Source organism: Pseudomonas sp. LBUM920, assembly GCF_003852315.1.
GTDB lineage: Bacteria > Pseudomonadota > Gammaproteobacteria > Pseudomonadales > Pseudomonadaceae > Aquipseudomonas.
Genome location: NZ_CP027762.1, coordinates 1,314,882 through 1,328,524 on the forward strand (window position 1 = coordinate 1,314,882; position 13,643 = coordinate 1,328,524).

Sequence of the window (13,643 nt, forward strand, 5' to 3'; positions counted from 1 at the left end):
GAAAGTGAACCATTGGTCATTTTCGAACTATTGTTCTGGTGAATGATCACGCTTACGCCGATTGGTACGTCTCGCGGGAGTGGCGCACTAGAGCGTTTTGCTTACGCTTGGCCTAGAATTGGCCCTCTGTTTGCCATGCCCGGAGTAGCCATGACCCCCGCACTGGACCTGTTGAAAAAAGTTCGTGCCGAACATCACATCCACAGTTACGAACATGACCCCAAGGCAGCCTCCTATGGCCTGGAGGCTGCGGAAAAGTTGGGGCTTGACCCCGCGCAGGTGTTCAAGACCTTGCTGGCCAGCAGTGAGAAAGGGGAATTGTTGGTGGCAGTGGTGCCGGTCGTCGGAAGTCTGGATTTAAAGGCGCTCGCCCATGCGGCCGGGGTGAAAAAGGTCGAAATGGCTGATCCAGCGGCGGCTCAGCGCTCGACCGGTTATTTGTTGGGAGGCATCAGCCCGTTGGGGCAGAAGAAGCGTCTGCGCACTTTTATTGATGTGACGGCGCAGCCGTTCGCGACGATTTTTGTCAGTGCCGGGAGGAGGGGTTTGGAAGTTGAGCTGCCGGCGGCGGTGCTGGCTGAGCATACCCAGGCCACATTCGCGCCGATTGGCCGGGCCTGAATTTCACTGTTGAAGAGCATGACATCCACTGTGGGAGCGGGCTTGCCCGCGATGCAAGCGCCTCGGTCTTTCAGTCAGACCGAGGTGATGCTATCGCAGGCAAGCCAGCTCCCACACAAGCCAGCTTCCACCTGTTGAGTCGGTTTCGTCAGTTAACGGGGCTGTAACGCCTTACCCCGGACTCGGACTGCGGAATCTGCGCCGCAACGCTGCCCGATGCCTGAAACAACACCAGATGCTCAGCCGCCACTCGGATCCCCACATCCGCGCCGACCTGGTGATCTGCATGGCTGGGGAAAATCGACTCCAGTTGTGCACCGGTCGGTAATTGCAGGCGGTACAAGGTCGAAGCGCCAAGGAACGTTTTGCCGACAATCCGCGCTTTCAACGCGCTTTCCGGTGCATAAACGATGTCATCCGGGCGCAGCAGCACGTCCACCGCGCCGCCGGTGGGCCAGGTGTAGGCACGATTACCGCGCAGGTCGCCGAGTTCGGTGCTGACCGATTCCGGCGAACTCAACTGGCCACGGATGAAATAACCCTGGCCGATAAAGCTCGCGACATACGGCGTCTGCGGTTCGTGATAGAGGTTGTAGGGCGTGTCCCACTGCTCCAGGCGGCCTTCCTTGAACACACCGACCTGATCGCTCACGGCGAAGGCTTCTTCCTGATCATGGGTGACCAGAATCGCACTGGTGCCGCGCGCCTTGAGAATGTCGCGCACCTCGTGGCTGAGCTTGCGCCGCAGTTCGCCGTCGAGGTTGGAGAACGGCTCATCGAGCAGCAAGAGTTGCGGCTCCGGCGCCAGGGCGCGGGCGAGGGCGACGCGTTGTTGCTGGCCGCCGGAAAGCTCATGGGGAAATCGTTTGCCCAGGTTCTTCAGGTTGACCAACTCGAGCAACTCAGCGACCACGCGGTCTTTTTGTGGGTGCTTGCGAATGCCGAAGGCGATGTTGTCGGCCACGCTCAAGTGCGGGAACAGCGCGTAGTCCTGAAACACCATGCCGATCCGGCGTTTCTCCGGTGCGAGGGTGAAGCCGGCACTGGAGATCACGTCGCCGGCCAGGCTGATTTCACCTTCGTGCACCGGTTCAAACCCGGCGATCGCGCGCAAGGTAGTGGTTTTGCCACAGCCCGAAGAGCCCAGCAGGCAGCCGATGTCGCCCGCGTTGAGGTGCAGGTTGAGGTTCTGCACCACGCGTTGGTCTTGATAGCCGCATGCCAGATTGCGCAGGTTCAGCAGTAATGGCTGGCTCATGCGTGGTGGTACGACGGCGGGACAAGGAATTCAAGCAACGCTTTCTGGGCGTGCAAGCGGTTTTCGGCCTGGTCCCACGCGACCGAACGCTCATCGTCGAGCAGGTCAAGGCTGATTTCTTCGCCACGGTGCGCGGGCAGGCAATGCATGAACAGCACGTCCGGCGCGGCCAGGTCGAGCAGGGCGCGGGTCACCTGGAACGGCGCGAACAGGGCCAGGCGCTTGGCGGTTTCTTCTTCCTGGCCCATGGAGGTCCAGACGTCGGTGCTTACCAGGTGCGCGCCGATCACCGCGTCACGCGGGTCACGCACGACAGTGACGCGACTGCCGGCCTGTTCCAGGAAGCGCGCGTCAGGCTCGTAGCCTTCCGGGCATGCGATGCGCAGGTGGAAGTCGAACTGGATCGCCGCTTCTATATAGCTGTTGCACATGTTGTTGCCGTCGCCGATCCAGGCCACGGTCTTGCCTTGGATCGAACCGCGATGCTCGAGGAAGGTTTGCATGTCGGCCAGCAACTGGCACGGGTGCAGGTCATCGGACAGGCCGTTGATCACCGGTACTCGGGAGTTGGCGGAAAATTCGGTTACGGTGCTGTGGGCAAAGGTACGGATCATCACCGCATCGAGCATGCTCGACATCACGATGGCGCTGTCGGCAATTGTCTCGCCACGGCCCAGTTGGGTATCGCGCGAGGACAGGAAGATGGCTTGGCCACCCAGCTGGATCATGCCGGCTTCGAACGACACGCGGGTGCGCGTCGACGACTTCTCGAAAATCATCCCGAGCACACGGTTTTTCAAAGGCTCGAACAGTACGCCGCGGTTACGCAGGTCTTTAAGCTCAATGCCTCGACGGATCACGCTGACCAGCTCTTCGGGCGTGCAATCCATCAGGGAGAGAAAGTGCCTTGCGCTCATCATTAACTACCTTTTTGCAACAGACCGCAGATACTCAAAGCCTTGTTTATTGTGACAACGGGCGAGACCTGCGGCGAAAGCCGCACGGGGCGACGAAATAGGGGAAGGCGCGATCTTATAATTAAATGTCGCGTCTTACCAATAGGGCTACGGTTTTTAAGGGTGTTCAAGAAGGGCGCTGAAGCGCTTTTGAAGACTGATTCCTGACAGCAGCGGGCCATTTGTACACTGGCGCTGAGACCTTTTGCAATGCGTGGGGGCGGGCGCAGGCTAGGCCGGGTCGGTTTCGGCGGCTCTTCGCAAGGTTTTGAAACATTTGCTCATGGTCTGGCCTGATGCCTCTCGATTCACGGGGCGAACCTTACTGGTACGCGCTCAGGTGACGGGCCATAGTTGGCTCAAAGCCCAATAAAGAGACTGGCCATGACCAAGACTCTCCACCACCGTGCCTGCCATCTGTGTGAAGCCATCTGCGGCCTGACCCTGGAAACCACCCGGGCCGACGACGGCAGCCTGGCGATCACCTCAATCAAGGCTGACGCGCTGGACACCTTCAGCCGTGGGCACATCTGCCCCAAAGCGGTGGCATTGCAGGACATCCAGAACGACCCGGACCGCTTGCGCCAGCCCATGTTGCGCGTGGGCAACGAATGGCAACCGATCCCATGGGACGAGGCATTCACGCTGGTCGCTGAGCGCCTGGCGGGTATCCAGGCCCGGCATGGGCAGAATGCGGTGGCGGTGTACCAGGGCAACCCCAGCGTGCACAACTATGGGCTGATGACTCACAGCAACTACTTCCTTGGCCAGCTCAAGACGCGCAATCGGTTTTCCGCGACCTCGGTGGACCAGCTGCCTCATCACCTCACCAGTCATCTCATGTACGGCCACGGCCTGCTGCTGCCGATTCCGGATATCGATCACACCGATTTCATGCTGATCCTGGGCGGCAACCCGTTGGCGTCCAACGGCAGCATCATGACCGTGCCTGACGTAGAGAAGCGTCTCAAGGCCATTCAGGCGCGGGGCGGCAGCGTGGTGGTGGTTGACCCACGACGCAGCGAGACGGCGGCGATCGCCGATCAGCATCTGTTTGTGCGGCCCGGAGGCGATGCGGCGTTGTTGTTCGGGTTGCTCAACACCTTGTTTAGCGAGAACCTGACGCGTGAAAGCCATTTGCCGGTCGACGGTCTTGAAGACGTGCGTCGCGCGATTGCCGGGTTTACCGCTGAAGCCATGAGCCGCCAATGTGCAATGCCTGCCGAACAGATCCGCCAGCTGGCGCGGGACTTTGCCGCAGCGGACAAGGCGGTGTGTTACGGGCGCATGGGCGTGTCCACCCAAGCCTTCGGTACGCTGTGCCATTGGTTAGTGCAATTGATCAATCTGGTGACCGGCAATCTGGACCGTGTCGGCGGCGCCTTGTGCACCTCGCCGGCCGTGGACTTGGTGGCGTCAACCGGTGGCGGGCATTTCAATCGCTGGCAGAGTCGCGTGTCCGGGCGCCCGGAATATGGCGGTGAATTGCCGGTGTCCGCCTTGGCGGAGGAAATGCTCACCGAAGGCGAAGGCCAGATCCGCGCCCTGGTGACCGTGGCCGGCAACCCGGTGTTGTCGACGCCAAACGGTCGCCAGTTGGAGCAGGCGCTGGACGGGCTTGAGTTCATGGTCAGCATCGACCTCTATATCAACGAGACCACGCGTTACGCTGACCTCATCCTGCCGTCCACCTCGGCGCTGGAAAACGATCACTACGACACCACGTTCAATATGTTCGCCGTGCGCAACGTCACTCGGTTCAACCGCGCGATCCTGCCCAAGCCCGCAGGCGCGCTGCACGACTGGGAAATTTTTGTCGGCCTGGCCAAGGCCTTCGCGGCGCAGACAGGCGTGGCGCTCAAACCGACCATGGCGCCGGCGCAGATGATTGACTTCGGTTTGCGTGCCGGGGCTTACGGTGACGCTTCCGATCACAAGTTGTCGGTGGCGATGCTTGCCGACCATCCGCACGGCGTGGATTTGGGGCCGCTCAAGCCCAATCTCGCCGCGCGCTTGAAGACCGCCAACGGCCGAGTGCAGGCAGCGCCAGCGGTGATCCTTGCTGACTTGGCGCGGTTCGCAGCACACCCCGGGCCGGTGTTGGATGAACTCCTGTTGATCGGCCGTCGTCATGTGCGCAGCAATAACTCGTGGATGCATAACTATCATCGTCTGGTGAAGGGCAAGCCTCGGCACCAGTTGCATATGCACCCTGATGACCTGGCCAGTCGACAATTGAGCGATGGTCAGCGGGTGCGCGTCAGTTCGCGCATCGGCATGATCGAAGTGGAAGTAGTGGCCAGCCTGGACATGATGCCCGGCGTGGTCAGCCTGCCCCACGGCTGGGGGCATGGACGCCCAGGCGTGCAGATGAGCATTGCCAGCGGGCAGCCGGGGGCGAGTGCGAATGACTTGACCGACGAGCGGCAGTTGGACGAGTTATCCGGCAATGCTGCGCTCAACGGTGTGCCGGTGCAGGTAGCGGCTGCCTGAGGCGCCCGACCACCGGGCTGGAATTTTGCGTTACAATGCGCCACCGTGCCGACCTGTGAGTCGCAAAGTTCCAGCCGAGGTGTTCCATGGATATCATCGAAACGATCAAAGAGCAGATTGCCAACAACACCATTCTGCTTTACATGAAGGGCGCGCCAAACGCTCCTCAGTGCGGTTTCTCCGCGAAGGCTTCCCAGGCCATCATGCAGTGCGGCGAGAAATTCGCCTACGTGGATATCCTGCAAAACCCTGAAATCCGCGCCAACCTGCCGAAGTACGCCAACTGGCCAACGTTCCCGCAGTTGTGGGTCGCCGGTGAGCTGGTCGGCGGCAGTGACATCATCACTGAAATGGCTGCGGATGGTTCGCTGCAAGCGCTGATCAAAGAAGCAGCGGCAAACGCAGCCGCCAAGACCGACGCGTAACCCTGAAGGCGCCGGCTAGCCGGCGCCTTCAGTGCGTCAGTCAATAAAAAGCCCCGCTTCTCGAAAGAGAGCGGGGCTTTTTTATGGCCTGTTGACTACGGGTTATTCACCCATCTGCGATTGCAGGTAGTTTTCCAGGCTGACTTTGTCGATCAGGCCCAGTTGGGTTTCCAGCCAGTCGATGTGTTCTTCCTGGTCTTCCAGAATGTCTTCGAGCAGTTCACGGCTGCCGAAATCGCCCTTGGTTTCGCAGTGCGCAATGGCGGCCTTGAGGTCGCTGTGGCTCTTTTGTTCGAACTTCAGGTCGCTGATGATCATTTCCTGGGTGTGCTCGCCGATGTTCAGCTTGCCCAGGTCCTGCACGTTCGGCAGGCCTTCCAGGAACAGGATGCGCTTGATCAACGCGTCCGCGTCTTTCATGGCCTTGATGGATTCTTTGTATTCGCGCTTGCCGAGCTTTTCCAGGCCCCAATCGTCATACATGCGTGCATGCAGAAAGTACTGATTGATCGCGACCAGTTCATTGGCAAGGATTTTATTGAGTTGCTGGATGACTGAGATGTCGCCTTTCATGACTGGGGTCCTGCCCTGTATTAGCTGTGTATAAGGCGGAGTTTGAGCGGCGAAATCCCTAGTGTCAAACCTAAGTTATTGAATAATAAATGAAAATTAATCGGAATAAGAATGTTTGTGTTCCGCGTCTTGACGCTAACTAATTGAATTGCGGACATAAAAAAACCGGACACTAAGTCCGGTTCTTCAAAACACGCTATTTAAGCGTGTGTAAATTCTGCTGAGTAGGGGAGTGCTGACTGAGCAGTTTGCAGCTGCGTCAGGGTTTCCCGTACCACTTGCTTGGCGAGGCAAGCACATTTACCGCACTGGCTGGCAACGCCGGTGGTTTCACGTACTTCCTTGTAGCTGCAGCAACCTTCGTAGATTGCTTCGCGGATTTGTCCGTCGGTGACGCCAGTGCAGAGGCAGACATACATAAGGGAGAACCATCGCGGGTTAAGGCTTAAGTGCGATGGATCTTAATGTTAACGAGAATGATTGTCAAAGTAGATTCGTAGGGTATTGCCCGGCACTGCCCGTGCGCTGACGAACGGTTTTTTCAGTGTATGATGGTCGGTCTTCACGAAGCGTGACCGCGTCACAGGGCTGTCGCTTATTCGCGTCAGACTGGGCCGGTCCTTTTACTTCAATCGTCACCCCTGCATCAGGAGATAACCAATGAGCGTACTCGTCGGCAAACAAGCCCCGGATTTCGACGTACCTGCCGTCCTCGGCAATGGCGAAATCGTAGACAGCTTCAAACTGTCTGAAGCCATCAAAGGCAAATACGGCCTGGTGTTCTTCTACCCGCTGGACTTCACCTTCGTCTGCCCGTCGGAGCTGATCGCTCTGGACCACCGCATGGACGATTTCAAGGCGCGCAACGTTGAAGTGGTAGCCGTTTCCATCGACTCCCATTTCACTCACAACGCCTGGCGCAACACCGCCATCAATGATGGCGGCATCGGCAAAGTCAAATACACCATGGCTGCCGACATGAAGCACGACATCGCCAAGGCCTACGACGTTGAGTCCGAAGGCGGCGTGGCTTTCCGTGGCGCGTTCCTGATCGACGACAAGGGCGTTGTGCGCTCGCAGATCATCAACGACCTGCCGCTGGGCCGTAACATGGAAGAGCTGATCCGTCTGGTCGACGCGCTGCAATTCCACGAAGAGCACGGCGAAGTTTGCCCTGCCAACTGGAAAAAAGGCGACAAAGGCATGACCGCTTCCACCGAAGGTGTTGCGGCTTACCTGACCGAGAACGCTGGCAAGCTGTAAGCCACGTTCGAAGCAAAAAAACCGGCCTGAGAAGGCCGGTTTTTTTATGCGCGGGAAATGACCTTGTGGCGACTGGTGTTCAGTGGCTGGAGGATTGTTGTGGCAATGGGTTGTTGTGGCGAGTGGGTAGGTTGTGGTGAGTGAGTAAGTTGTGGCGAGCGGGCTTGCCCCGCGTTGGGCTGCGAAGCAGCCCCAATTAGACCGCCACGATTTACCTGGCAGACCGCGTTGTTTGGTTCTGGGGCCGCTGCGCAGCCCAACGCGGGGCAAGCCCGCTCACCACAACAAGCCCGCACCACAACAAGCCCGTTCGCCACAACAGCGCTCGGGCAGGCCTCAGTCGTTGAAGTCTTCCCAGCCGCCCATCTGCTTCCAGCGGTTGACGATGCCGCAGAACAACTCGGCCGTCTTCTCGGTGTCGTAGCGAGCCGAGTGAGCCTCACGCCCGTCAAAGTCGATACCGGCCGCCTGACAGGCTTTCGCCAGCACGGTCTGGCCATACGCCAGGCCCGCGAGGGTAGCAGTGTCGAAGCTGGAGAACGGGTGAAACGGGTTGCGCTTCATGTCCAACCGCGTCACGGCGGCATTCAGGAAGCCCAGGTCGAAGCTGCTGTTGTGGCCGACCAGGATCGCGCGTTTGCAACCATTGGCCTTCAATGCCTTGCGCACGCCACGGAAGATATCGGTCAGCGCCGCTTCTTCACTCACCGCCATGCGCAGCGGGTGGTCGAGCTTGATGCCGGTGAATTCCAAAGCGGCTGCTTCAATGTTCGCGCCCTCGAACGGCTCGACACGAAAGAAGTGGGTGTGCTCGGGAAACACAAAACCCTGCTCGTCCATGCCGATGGTGGTCGCGGCAATTTCCAGCAAGGCGTCGGTGGCGCAGTTGAAGCCACCGGTTTCTACATCGATGACCACCGGCAGATAGCCGCGAAACCGCTCGGCCATCGGGTGACGGGAACCGCCGCCACTGTGCTCGTGTTCGTCATCGTAATGGTCTTCACTCACTTGCTTTCCTCCAGCAGGCGCCAGCGCAGTGTTTCACCGGCGCGCAGCGGGATAACAGTCAGCTCGCCAAACGGCAGGCTGGCAGGGGCGGTCCAGTCTTCACGAACCAGGGTAATGCGGTCGGTATTCGCCGGCAGGCCGTAGAAACGCGGGCCGTTGAGGCTGGCGAAGCCTTCGAGCTTGTCCAGGGCATTACGCTGTTCAAACGCTTCGGCGTACAGCTCGATCGCCGCATAAGCGGTGTAGCAGCCGGCACAGCCACACGCGGCTTCTTTGGCGTGTTGAGCGTGAGGCGCGGAGTCGGTGCCGAGGAAGAACTTCGGGCTGCCGCTGGTGGCGGCGTCCAGCAAGGCCACTTGGTGAGTGTTGCGCTTGAGGATCGGCAGGCAATAGAAGTGCGGCCGAATCCCGCCCACCAACATGTGGTTCCGGTTGTAGAGCAGGTGATGCGCGGTGATGGTCGCACCGACATTGGCCGAAGCCTCGGTCACAAACTGCACGGCGTCGGCCGTGGTGATGTGTTCGAACACTACCTTAAGCGTCGGGAACAGCTCGACCACGCGGCGCATATGCTCGTCGATGAAGACCTTCTCGCGATCGAACACGTCGACATCGCCACGCGTGACTTCACCGTGAATCAGCAGCGGCATACCGACTTCAGCCATGGCTTCGATGGCCGGCAGGATCTTGTCGATACTGGTCACGCCGGAATCGGAGTTGGTGGTCGCGCCCGCCGGATACAGCTTGGCGGCGTGCACGAAGCCGGTGGCCTTGGCCTGGCGAATTTCGTCAGGCTGGGTGCGGTCAGTGAGGTAAAGCACCATCAGCGGTTCGAAGCGGCTGCCGGCCGGCCGTGCAGCGAGGATGCGCTGGCGATAGGCGTCGGCTTCAGCGGCATTACGCACCGGAGGTACCAGGTTAGGCATGATGATGGCGCGGCCAAATGTGCGCGCTACATCGGCCACAGTTTGGGGTAACGCAGCACCATCGCGAAGATGAATATGCCAGTCGTCGGGACGCAGCAGGGTCAGGCGGTCGGACATTGGGGATTCCAGGCGGGTCAATCTGGTGGGAATGCTACCGGAAAAGACTCTTGCAGGCACTCGCTATCAAGTTTTGCAGGACGCTACCGATATCCCTGGGTATGCCTTAACGACGTATGACGCTTTGAAGTGTTGTAGAAACCAGTGGAGCCTCCCGTGCGCCAGCATTATCTAGCCCTGCTCAGTGTGTTCGCCAGCCTGCCTGCGATGGCCCTCACGTTCCAGACACGTCTGGAGAATATTGAGTGGAAGGTGGAAGGCGACCAGTTCGAATGCCGCTTGACCCAACCGATCACCGATTTCGGCTCGGGTGAGTTCGTGCGCCGGGCCGGCGAGCAGGCGACGTTTCGTCTGAAAGCCTACAACGGCGCGCTGGGTGCGGGCTCGGCGACCTTGTTGGCCGCCGCTGCGCCCTGGCAGCCGGGCCGCGGGGACATCAACCTTGGCGCCGTGCGTGCAGGCAGTGGCGAGGTGTTGTTCAACAGCTCCCAAGCTCAGGCCGGGCGGCTGTTCACCGGTTTGCTGGAAGGACGTAGCCCGACCGTGCGGCATTACGGGCGCGAAGGCGGCTACTCGGAAATCCGTCTGTTGCCGGTCAAGTTCAACAAGGCCTACAACGACTACCAATTGTGCACCACCAAGCTGTTGCCGATGAATTACGACCAGGTCAAACAGACCGAAGTCGGCTTTCCCGGTGGCGGCATTGAACTGGACGCGGCCGCGAAGAAGAAGCTGGACGTGATTGTGGCGTTCATGAAAGCCGATCCTACCGTCAACCATGTCGAGTTGAACGGCCATTCGGACAACAGCGGAAATCGCCTGACCAACCGTGATGTCTCGCGCCGCCGGGCGTTGGCGGTCACGGACTACTTAAAGGCCAATGGCATCCCGGAATCGCAGATTTCCATGCGGTTTTACGGCGAGAGCTACCCACTGGCGCCCAACACCAATGCCGCCAACCGGGCGCGCAATCGCCGCGTGAATATCCAGCTGGAACGCGTGGCAGCCCCCGAGAAACCGGCGCCGCAGGCCACTGCACCGAGCAACCCGGCACACACGTCTTAAGGTGCGACCCTCGGTCGCCCGCTCGACATAATCTGTCGCTTTATCTTCATTTGCTGTCGCGCCTCTGTAAATTCACGGTTTTGGTCGGTAGAATCGACGCCTTTCCGTACAACCCCGTGGAGTGATGGCATGGCCGACGTAAACAAGGTCGTTCTCGCGTATTCCGGCGGCCTGGACACTTCGGTGATCCTCAAGTGGCTGCAGGATACTTATAACTGTGAAGTGGTGACCTTCACCGCTGACCTGGGTCAGGGCGAAGAGGTCGAACCTGCACGTGCCAAGGCGCAAGCCATGGGCGTGAAAGAGATCTACATTGACGACCTGCGCGAAGAATTCGTCCGCGATTTCGTCTTCCCGATGTTTCGCGCCAACACCGTCTACGAAGGCGAGTACCTGCTGGGTACTTCCATCGCACGTCCGCTGATCGCCAAACGCCTGATCGAAATTGCCAACGAAACCGGCGCCGACGCCATTTCCCATGGCGCGACCGGCAAGGGCAACGATCAGGTGCGCTTCGAACTGGGCGCCTACGCGCTCAAACCAGGCGTGAAAGTGATTGCTCCGTGGCGTGAGTGGGACCTTTTGTCCCGTGAAAAGCTGATGGATTACGCAGAAAAGCACGCGATCCCGATCGAGCGTCACGGCAAGAAGAAGTCCCCGTACTCGATGGACGCCAACCTGCTGCACATCTCCTATGAAGGCGGCGTGCTGGAAGACACCTGGACCGAGCACGAAGAAGACATGTGGAAATGGACCGTCTCCCCGGAGAACGCTCCTGACAAGCCACAGTACCTGGAACTGACCTACCGCAACGGCGACATCGTCGCGCTGGACGGCGTCGAAATGACCCCGGCCACCGTGCTGGCGACCCTGAACCGTATCGGTGGCGAACACGGTATCGGCCGTCTCGACATCGTCGAGAACCGTTACGTGGGCATGAAGTCCCGTGGTTGCTACGAAACCCCAGGCGGCACCATCATGCTGCGCGCTCACCGCGCCATCGAGTCCATCACCCTGGACCGTGAAGTGGCTCACCTCAAAGACGAGCTGATGCCCAAGTACGCCAGCCTGATCTATACCGGCTACTGGTGGAGCCCTGAGCGTCTGATGCTGCAACAGATGATCGACGCCTCCCAGGCCCACGTGAACGGCGTTGTCCGCCTGAAGCTGTACAAGGGCAACGTGATCGTCACCGGCCGCAAGTCCGATGAGTCGCTGTTCGACGCCAACATTGCTACCTTCGAAGAAGACGGCGGCGCCTACAACCAGGCGGATGCTGCAGGCTTCATCAAGTTGAACGCACTGCGCATGCGCATTGCTGCCAACAAGGGTCGCAAGCTGTTCTGAGTGATCTGCGTTGTTAGAAATGGCCCCTGTTAAGGGGCCATTTTTTTTGCCTGCCGATTAAGTCGCGGGGGTTGAACCGAACACAATGTTTAAAAACTCAGGGGGATGTTTAAGTTTTTGTCGGTCAGGAAAGTTGATGGGTTTATTTTTCAGTTCGAATTCATGTTTTGCGTTGTTGAATGAATTTTTAACACCTGACTAGGAACTATGTCCTACAGAAAATTCACTACACAAGTAAGAAAGGTATGTAAGGCATGGAAAGTTCTGTAGGAAGCAGGGGTGTAAATGAATATGTTCAAAGGAACTAATGCAGGCGGTTTTTTTGCGTCTGCTCATTCGCTTGTGGGTGATGAGCAATGGGTATTTCCTGAAAGTCCTGTGCGGCACGTTTACCCTGAACCCCTTGCGCGGCGGTTATTTCACTCAAAACATGTCAGCCCCCGGAAAGTTCTGAAAGGCGCCATAAAGCCCAAACTGTCCGAGTTAATGTTTTTTTGTAGGTTAATTCCTATATCGCTGTGGGGTGGGTCTCTGCTTGCTGTTGCTTGGGGGGTAATGCTATGCCAACTAGGAAACGACTACGCTATTGTGCTTGCTCTAAATAATTCGAACAGCGAAATTGGACTTTCTCATGAATAAAGTGCTGATCGTGGATGATCATCCCGTCATTCGTCTTGCTGTGCGCATGCTAATGGAGCGTCATGGTTATGAAGTCGTTGCCGAGACTGATAACGGTGTCGATGCGTTGCAACTTGCACGGGAACATGTACCGGACATTGTCATACTGGATATCGGGATTCCCAAACTCGATGGGCTGGAAGTTATTTGCCGCCTGGCGTCTGCCAAGCAGCCCGCGCCTTTCAAGGTGTTGGTGCTGACGTCCCAGGCGCCCGGGCATTTTTCGATGCGCTGCATGCAGGCGGGAGCGGCGGGCTACGTGTGCAAACAGCAGGATTTGACCGAATTGCTGAGCGCGATAAAGGCCGTGCTCTCCGGCTACAGCTATTTCCCCAACCAGGCGCTCAATTCCGTGCGTTCAACCATGGGCAACGCCAGCGAGGCGGACATGGTCGAGCGCTTGTCGGGGCGCGAAATGATGGTGCTGCAGCAGTTGGCCCGTGGCAAAACCAACAAGGAAATCGCCGACGGCATGTTCCTGAGCAACAAGACCGTCAGTACCTACAAGACTCGCCTGTTGCTCAAGCTCAATGCCCGGTCCCTTGTGGACCTGATCGAGCTGGCTCAACGCAACGGCCTGGTCTAGGGCGGGGCGCAGAAATAGTCGGCAAAAAAAAGCCTCCATCAGGGAGGCTTCCGGTCGTGAACGGGCTGATCAGAGGTCGAAATCGTAATCGGCCAGTTGTTTTTGCAAGCGTCGCTCTTCCAGAAGGTTATCGATAGTGCGGCGTTTGCTCAAATTGGTCTTGGCCACCTCTGCAACAGGTGCGTCCCCATCGTCATCCGACTCTGCAACGAGGTCGTCTTCTACATCCAGTTGTTCTTTGCCAGTGCTCATAAGGTTCACTCCAGGCTAAGACTGCCATTGGCGCTCCTTATAACGATAATCCATGAACGGGTAAAAAAGATTTTT

At 58.5% G+C, this 13,643-nt stretch carries 14 protein-coding genes; 7 read left to right on the plus strand and 7 right to left on the minus strand.

The window, feature by feature from the left end; genetic code table 11:
• Positions 1 to 150 precede the first annotated feature (150 nt).
• The gene (gene ybaK / locus C4J83_RS05865) at positions 151 to 621 is read left to right on the plus strand and encodes a Cys-tRNA(Pro) deacylase (protein WP_124416540.1); all 471 of its coding nucleotides are present in this window, start codon (positions 151 to 153) and stop codon (positions 619 to 621) included.
• A 148-nt stretch (positions 622 to 769) separates the two neighbouring features.
• Here ybaK and C4J83_RS05870 read toward each other — a convergent pair whose 3' ends face one another.
• Positions 770 to 1,879, minus strand: coding sequence for an ABC transporter ATP-binding protein (locus C4J83_RS05870; RefSeq protein ID WP_124416541.1), 1,110 nt, complete (start codon positions 1,877 to 1,879; stop codon positions 770 to 772).
• Positions 1,876 to 2,796 (minus strand): ornithine carbamoyltransferase, encoded by a 921-nt coding sequence (argF, locus tag C4J83_RS05875; protein WP_124416542.1) that lies wholly within the window; start codon positions 2,794 to 2,796, stop codon positions 1,876 to 1,878. The genes C4J83_RS05870 and argF overlap by 4 nt, the downstream gene beginning before the upstream one ends.
• A 423-nt stretch (positions 2,797 to 3,219) precedes the next feature.
• On the opposite strand from argF, the gene C4J83_RS05885 reads away from it, so the two are divergent.
• Together C4J83_RS05885 and grxD are read left to right on the plus strand one after the other, a co-directional pair.
• Complete coding sequence (locus C4J83_RS05885) at positions 3,220 to 5,328, plus strand: molybdopterin oxidoreductase family protein (RefSeq protein WP_124416543.1); 2,109 nt, start codon at positions 3,220 to 3,222, stop codon at positions 5,326 to 5,328.
• Positions 5,329 to 5,414: 86 nt separating this feature from the next.
• Complete coding sequence (gene grxD / locus C4J83_RS05890; RefSeq protein ID WP_106577269.1) at positions 5,415 to 5,753, plus strand: Grx4 family monothiol glutaredoxin; 339 nt, start codon at positions 5,415 to 5,417, stop codon at positions 5,751 to 5,753.
• A 102-nt stretch (positions 5,754 to 5,855) separates the two neighbouring features.
• Here the strand turns inward: grxD and bfr are convergent, their stop codons facing one another.
• Both bfr and C4J83_RS05900 read right to left on the minus strand, forming a co-directional pair.
• Positions 5,856 to 6,326, minus strand: a complete 471-nt coding sequence (bfr, locus tag C4J83_RS05895) for a bacterioferritin (protein ID WP_106577268.1) — start codon at positions 6,324 to 6,326, stop codon at positions 5,856 to 5,858.
• Between the two features lie 200 nt (positions 6,327 to 6,526).
• Complete coding sequence (locus C4J83_RS05900; protein ID WP_078047118.1) at positions 6,527 to 6,745, minus strand: bacterioferritin-associated ferredoxin; 219 nt, start codon at positions 6,743 to 6,745, stop codon at positions 6,527 to 6,529.
• Between the two features lie 241 nt (positions 6,746 to 6,986).
• Between C4J83_RS05900 and C4J83_RS05905 the strand changes: the two genes are divergently transcribed.
• Entirely contained in the window at positions 6,987 to 7,589 is a 603-nt protein-coding gene (locus C4J83_RS05905; protein WP_057724790.1) for a peroxiredoxin, read from the plus strand.
• 336 nt (positions 7,590 to 7,925) lie between these two features.
• Here the strand turns inward: C4J83_RS05905 and rnt are convergent, their stop codons facing one another.
• Both rnt and pyrC read right to left on the minus strand, forming a co-directional pair.
• Positions 7,926 to 8,597, minus strand: coding sequence for a ribonuclease T (gene rnt, locus C4J83_RS05910; RefSeq protein ID WP_017137041.1), 672 nt, complete (start codon positions 8,595 to 8,597; stop codon positions 7,926 to 7,928).
• Positions 8,594 to 9,640, minus strand: a complete 1,047-nt coding sequence (gene pyrC / locus C4J83_RS05915) for a dihydroorotase (protein WP_106577267.1) — start codon at positions 9,638 to 9,640, stop codon at positions 8,594 to 8,596. Before pyrC ends, rnt begins: the two co-directional genes overlap by 4 nt.
• A gap of 156 nt (positions 9,641 to 9,796) precedes the next feature.
• On the opposite strand from pyrC, the gene C4J83_RS05920 reads away from it, so the two are divergent.
• The 3 genes from C4J83_RS05920 (at position 9,797) to C4J83_RS05930 (ending at position 13,316) form a co-directional block, all read left to right on the plus strand.
• Entirely contained in the window at positions 9,797 to 10,705 is a 909-nt protein-coding gene (locus C4J83_RS05920; RefSeq protein WP_106577266.1) for a flagellar protein MotY, read from the plus strand.
• A 129-nt stretch (positions 10,706 to 10,834) separates the two neighbouring features.
• Positions 10,835 to 12,052, plus strand: coding sequence for an argininosuccinate synthase (locus tag C4J83_RS05925; RefSeq protein ID WP_017738284.1), 1,218 nt, complete (start codon positions 10,835 to 10,837; stop codon positions 12,050 to 12,052).
• Positions 12,053 to 12,683: 631 nt separating this feature from the next.
• Positions 12,684 to 13,316 carry a response regulator transcription factor gene (locus tag C4J83_RS05930; RefSeq protein ID WP_106577265.1) on the plus strand — a complete coding sequence of 211 codons (633 nt, stop codon included), beginning with the start codon at positions 12,684 to 12,686 and terminating at the stop codon, positions 13,314 to 13,316.
• 69 nt (positions 13,317 to 13,385) lie between these two features.
• Here the strand turns inward: C4J83_RS05930 and C4J83_RS05935 are convergent, their stop codons facing one another.
• Complete coding sequence (locus tag C4J83_RS05935; protein ID WP_106577264.1) at positions 13,386 to 13,568, minus strand: PA3496 family putative envelope integrity protein; 183 nt, start codon at positions 13,566 to 13,568, stop codon at positions 13,386 to 13,388.
• Positions 13,569 to 13,643: the final 75 nt, after the last annotated feature.

What these genes read in the sequence shown, in the direction of transcription:
- C4J83_RS05935 (WP_106577264.1), bottom strand. Translation starts at nt 13,568, where the DNA reads ATGAGCACTGGCAAAGAACAACTGGATGTAGAAGACGACCTCGTTGCA.
- C4J83_RS05905 (WP_057724790.1), top strand. Translation starts at nt 6,987, where the DNA reads ATGAGCGTACTCGTCGGCAAACAAGCCCCGGATTTCGACGTACCTGCC.
- C4J83_RS05885 (WP_124416543.1), top strand. Translation starts at nt 3,220, where the DNA reads ATGACCAAGACTCTCCACCACCGTGCCTGCCATCTGTGTGAAGCCATC.
- pyrC (WP_106577267.1), bottom strand. Translation starts at nt 9,640, where the DNA reads ATGTCCGACCGCCTGACCCTGCTGCGTCCCGACGACTGGCATATTCAT.
- C4J83_RS05930 (WP_106577265.1), top strand. Translation starts at nt 12,684, where the DNA reads ATGAATAAAGTGCTGATCGTGGATGATCATCCCGTCATTCGTCTTGCT.
- C4J83_RS05900 (WP_078047118.1), bottom strand. Translation starts at nt 6,745, where the DNA reads ATGTATGTCTGCCTCTGCACTGGCGTCACCGACGGACAAATCCGCGAA.
- ybaK (WP_124416540.1), top strand. Translation starts at nt 151, where the DNA reads ATGACCCCCGCACTGGACCTGTTGAAAAAAGTTCGTGCCGAACATCAC.
- bfr (WP_106577268.1), bottom strand. Translation starts at nt 6,326, where the DNA reads ATGAAAGGCGACATCTCAGTCATCCAGCAACTCAATAAAATCCTTGCC.
- argF (WP_124416542.1), bottom strand. Translation starts at nt 2,796, where the DNA reads ATGAGCGCAAGGCACTTTCTCTCCCTGATGGATTGCACGCCCGAAGAG.
- C4J83_RS05870 (WP_124416541.1), bottom strand. Translation starts at nt 1,879, where the DNA reads ATGAGCCAGCCATTACTGCTGAACCTGCGCAATCTGGCATGCGGCTAT.
- grxD (WP_106577269.1), top strand. Translation starts at nt 5,415, where the DNA reads ATGGATATCATCGAAACGATCAAAGAGCAGATTGCCAACAACACCATT.
- C4J83_RS05925 (WP_017738284.1), top strand. Translation starts at nt 10,835, where the DNA reads ATGGCCGACGTAAACAAGGTCGTTCTCGCGTATTCCGGCGGCCTGGAC.